Origin of the sequence: Halobacterium sp. CBA1126 (assembly GCF_009741975.1) — an archaeon.
Classification (GTDB): domain Archaea; phylum Halobacteriota; class Halobacteria; order Halobacteriales; family Halobacteriaceae; genus Halobacterium.
Genome location: NZ_WPCF01000150.1, coordinates 1 through 4,634, shown reverse-complemented (window position 1 = coordinate 4,634; position 4,634 = coordinate 1). Strand labels below are relative to the sequence as shown.

At 69.9% G+C, this 4,634-nt stretch carries 3 protein-coding genes and 1 pseudogene; 2 read left to right on the top strand and 2 right to left on the bottom strand.

Going from position 1 to position 4,634, the window contains the following annotated elements:
* Positions 1-2,668, bottom strand: a 2,668-nt coding sequence (alaS, locus tag GJ634_RS14195) for an alanine--tRNA ligase (protein WP_157503512.1), incomplete at its 3' end; no start/stop codon positions are given.
* Between the two features lie 147 nt (positions 2,669-2,815).
* On the opposite strand from alaS, the gene GJ634_RS14190 reads away from it, so the two are divergent.
* Both GJ634_RS14190 and GJ634_RS14185 read left to right on the top strand, forming a co-directional pair.
* On the top strand, positions 2,816-3,799 hold the full coding sequence (locus tag GJ634_RS14190) for a glutathione S-transferase family protein (protein ID WP_157503511.1): 984 nt from the start codon (positions 2,816-2,818) through the stop codon (positions 3,797-3,799).
* Positions 3,800-3,827: 28 nt separating this feature from the next.
* Positions 3,828-4,307, top strand: a complete 480-nt coding sequence (locus GJ634_RS14185; protein ID WP_157503510.1) for a TspO/MBR family protein — start codon at positions 3,828-3,830, stop codon at positions 4,305-4,307.
* Here the strand turns inward: GJ634_RS14185 and rfc are convergent.
* Positions 4,304-4,634 (bottom strand): annotated as a pseudogene (gene rfc / locus GJ634_RS14180) (replication factor C small subunit); the annotation flags it as partial. The gene GJ634_RS14185 and the pseudogene rfc overlap by 4 nt on opposite strands.

Genomic DNA, 4,634 nt, shown 5'->3' with positions numbered 1-4,634 from the left:
CGACCGTGCTCGCGAGCTCGCCGACGACCTCGCCGGCGTTCACGGGCACGCCGTCGGGCACCGCGACGACGAACTGCGCCCCGTCCTTCCCGGAGCCGACGACCGCGATTTTGCCCTCGTCGACGAGCGCGTTCGCCGTCGCCTGCAGCTCGTCCATGTCGCCGTCGAGGCGCTGGACGACCGCCGTCGCGTCCCCGACCTCGACCTCCTCGCCGGCGCCGCCGCCCGAGGCGCGGGCCTCCGCGACCTGCTCTTTGAGCTCCTCGATGCGCTTGCCGCGCTCCTTCCACTCCGTGAAGAACCGCTCGGCCGTCTCCGGCACCTCGTCGGGCGCCACGTCGAACGTGTCGGCGGCCGCGAACAGGTCGTCCTCGAGGTCCTGGACGTGCTCGACGGCGGCGTCGCCCGCGGCGAACGTCAGCCGCTCGACGCCGTCCTGCACGCGCTCGGTGTTCAGGAGCTTGATGGCGCCGATCTCGCCCGTGCGGTTGACGTGCGTCCCGCCGCAGGCCTGGACGTCCTCGGCGACGTGAATCAGGCGGATGTTCTCCCCGGCCGGAATCCCGCCCTGGTAGAGGTCGAAGCCGTACTTCTCCTCGGCCTCGTGGCGGTGGGGCCACTCGCGCTGCACGCTCGTGTTCTCCCGGACGATGTCGTTGGCGACGCGCTCGATGCGCTTGGCCGTCTCCCGGTCGATGCGCTCGTAGTGCCGGACGTCGATGCGGGAGCTCTCCGTGCCCTTCTGGGCGCCCGCCTGCCGGACGTGCTCGCCGAGCACCTCGCGGGCCGCGTGGACGACCACGTGGGTCGCCGTGTGGTGGGCCATCAGGCGCTCGCGGCGCTCCATGTCGATCTGGCCGCGCACGAACTCGCCCTTCCCGGGGTCGTCCGTGGTGCGGTGGAGGACGACGTCGTCGCGCTTCTGGACGTCCACCACGTCGACCGTCTGGTCGTCCGTGGAGAGCGTGCCGTGGTCGGCGGGCTGCCCGCCGCCCTCCGGGTAGAACATCGTCTGGTCGAGCACCACGTCGTACACCTCCTCGCCGTCCTCCTCGCGCTCGAAGACGTCCAGCACGACCGCCTCGAACTCCGACCGGTAGGGGTCGTCGTAGTACAGCGCCTCCGTCTCCGGGAGGTCGTCGAGGCGCTCGTCCTCCTCCTCGTCGGTCTCGAGGGCCTCCGCGGAGTCGTGGCGCTCGGCGACCAGCGAGTAGAAGTCGTCGGGCGCGTCGACGGTCGCGCCGACCTCGCTCGCGATGTCCTCGACCATGTCCGGCTGGATGCCGTGGGAGTCGTACAGCTCGATGAGCTCGCTCGTCGGGATGGGTTCGCCGCGCTCGGCGTACTCCTCGGCGAGCTGGCGGACCTTCCGGCCGCCGCGCTCCAGCGTCTCCGCGTACTTCTCGACCTCGCTGCGGACGATGGAGCGGATGGTGTCGCGGTTCTCGTAGCCGAGGCGCTCGGCCTGCATGTCCACGAGTTCGTCCAGCGGGACGTCCGCGCCGACGTTGTCCACGAGGCGCTTCGTGCGCCGCAGCACCATCCGCGCGAGGTAGCCCGTGCCGACGTTCGACGGCACGATGCCGTCGCCGAACATGTACGCCAGCGTCCGGGAGTGGTCCGCGATGGCGTAGATGTCCTCGAGCGGCCGCAGCAGCTCGAGCAGGCGCTCGGTCTCGACGCCGAGCTGGTCGGCGATGTTGTCCCGCGCCGCCTCGATGTCCTCGGCCTCGTCGATGTCGAGGTGGCCCGCGAGCTTCGCCGCGCGGTGGACGAGCTGCTCTTCCTCGTCGGTGTGCTCGATGCCCGCCTGCTCTTTCAGGAACTCGATGGTCTCCGGGTAGATGGCCTCGTAGACGGTCGGCGTGCCCTGGCTCACCCACGTCCACCGCTCCAGCCCGTAGCCGGTGTCCACGACGTACGTGTCCATCGGGCTGTAGCGGTTCCCGTCCTTCATCTCGTACTCGCCGTCGGGGTCCTGCTCCATCGACATGAAGACCAGCGTCGCCAGCTCCGCGCCCTTGTAGATGACCTCGAAGGCGGGCCCGGCGTTGCCGCCGCCGACCCACGGGTCCTCGATGTACGTGACCTCTTCGGGGTCGACGCCCATGTCCGCGAAGAACTCGTCGCAGTACTCGACGGTCTCGTCCTTCCAGTACACCTCGCCCTCGTAGGCGTACTCCTCGTCGGCGTCCTCCCGGGTGTTGAACGCGTGGTGGGCCATCATCTCGAACGCCATCGTGTGCCGGCCCGTCTTCCCGACGTTGTCGATGTCCTGCATCCGGATGCAGGGCTGGCTCACCGTCAGCGGGTTCGCGGGCGGCGGCGTCTGCCCGGAGGTCACCAGCGGCTGGAAGTCGTAGATGGAGGCCTGCGTCAGCAGCACGTCGTCGCGCCACCGGTTCGCCGCGACCGGGTACGGGTCGATGCGCTCGTGGCCGTGGTCCTCGAAAAAGGAGAGGAACCGCTCGCGCATCTCCTCGAGGGTGTACTCCTCGTCGAACCCGGGGTCGTCGATGAACTGGTAGTCCTCACAGGGCGGTTCGCCACACGTCTCGCGGTCGGGGTCGCGCGTCCAGAAGTGCGCCCCGCACTCCGTGCACTCCCGGCGCTCGAAGCCCTCCTCCTCGAAGTAGTCGAGGCGGTACTCCGACTCGAGGTCGCTCATTACGTGTATGGTGGCCGACCGACGAGTAAAACAGTTCCGGGGCTAGCTCGTGCCGGACGCCTCGGTTTCGGGCGTCCGCGCGCCGCGGCGCCGGCGAGACGGGCCGCGCCCTCAACGGCTAAACGGCCGGCGCCCCTGTCCTCGCCCATGGGACGCATGGTGGACGGCGAGTGGCGCACCGAGGAGGAGATGATCGACCACGACGAGAGCGGCGAGTTCGAGCGCGAGGAGACCAGCTTCCGGGACTGGGTGGGCGAGGACTACCCGGCGGCGTCCGGGCGCTACCACCTCTACGTCTCCTACGCGTGCCCGTGGGCCCACCGCACGCTCCTCACGCGCGCCCTCAAGGGCCTCGAGGACGCCGTCTCGGTCAGCGTCGTCGACCCCGTGCGCTACGACCAGGGCTGGGAGTTCGCGCCCGAGAAGCCCGGCACCACCCCCGACCACCTCTTCGGTTCGGACTACCTCCGCGAGGTGTACGCCCACGCCGACCCCGAGTACACGGGCCGGGTCACCGTGCCGGTGCTCTACGACACGGAGGCCGACACCATCGTGAACAACGAGAGCGAGGAGATCATGCGGATGCTCGACGTCGCCTTCGACGAGTTCGCCGCCCGCGACGTCGACCTCTACCCCGAGGGGTATCAGGACGAGGTCGACCGCCTCATCGACGACATCTACGACCCCATCAACAACGGCGTCTACCGCGCCGGCTTCGCGGACAGCCAGCGCGCGTACGACAACGCAGTCGACGACCTCTTCGAGGCGCTCGACCACTACGACGACGTGCTCGCCGACCAGCGGTTCCTCGCGGGCGACGCGCTCACGGAGGCCGATATTGCGATGTTCACCACGCTGTACCGCTTCGACGAGGTCTACCACACGCACTTCAAGTGCAACCGCAAGCGCATCACGGACTACGACAACCTCTGGCCGTACCTCCGCGAGCTCTGCCAGCTCCCCGGCGTTGCGGACACCCTCAACATGGACCACGTGAAACAGCACTACTACCGCAGCCACGCTCACCTCAACCCGAAGCGCCTCGTGCCCACGGGCCCGAACCCGGACTTCTTCGCGCCCCACGACCGCGACGACCTGCCGGGCGGCCCGCCCGCGGACCTCCGCGAGTAGTTTAGGTGCTGGCGCGCGACGCCCCCGTATGGACCTCTCACGGAGCGACCTGCCGGGCGTCGCGCTCGCCGTCGTCGTCTGTAACGCCGTCGGCGCGGCCCCCGCGCTCGTCACTGCCACCGGCTCGGGGTCGTGGTACGACACGCTCGCTCAGCCCGCGCTCGCGCCGCCGAACTGGGTGTTCGGCCCCGTCTGGACGCTGCTGTTCACGCTGCTCGGCGTCGCCGCCTACCTCGTGCTCCGGGACGGCTCGGGCCGCCAGCGGACGGTCGCGTTCTCGCTGTTCGTCGCGCAGTACGCGCTCAACGTCGCGTGGACGCTCGTCTTCTTCGGCGGCCAGAACATCCCGGGCGGGCTCGCCGTCATCGCCGCGCTCTGGGCGGGCATCGCGGCGACGCTCGCGGCGTTCTACCGGGTGCGGCCCGCCGCCGGCGCGCTGCTCGTCCCGTACCTCGCGTGGGTGTCGTTCGCGGCGTACCTGAACTACGCGTTCTGGGCGCTGAACTAGGCCTCCTCGGCGTTCAGCGCGACTGACGCCAGCAGCGCCTCGAGCTGGACGCGCTCGTTGGCGCCCTCCGCGATGCGGTAGTCGGCCTCGCCGAGGCGGTCGAGCAGCCGGACCGCGGCCGCCTCCTCGACGTCGAACTCCCAGATCGAGCGGTGGACCTGGTCGATGATGTCGCCGCCCGCCAGCCCGCGGTTCGAGATGAGGTCGTCGAGCGTCGACCGCGCGGCCGTGAAGTCGCCCTCGATGGCCTCGGTGACCATCTCCTCGATCTCCTCGGGGCGCGCCGTCGCGGTGATGGCGAAGACCGTCTCCTCGTCCACGACGTCG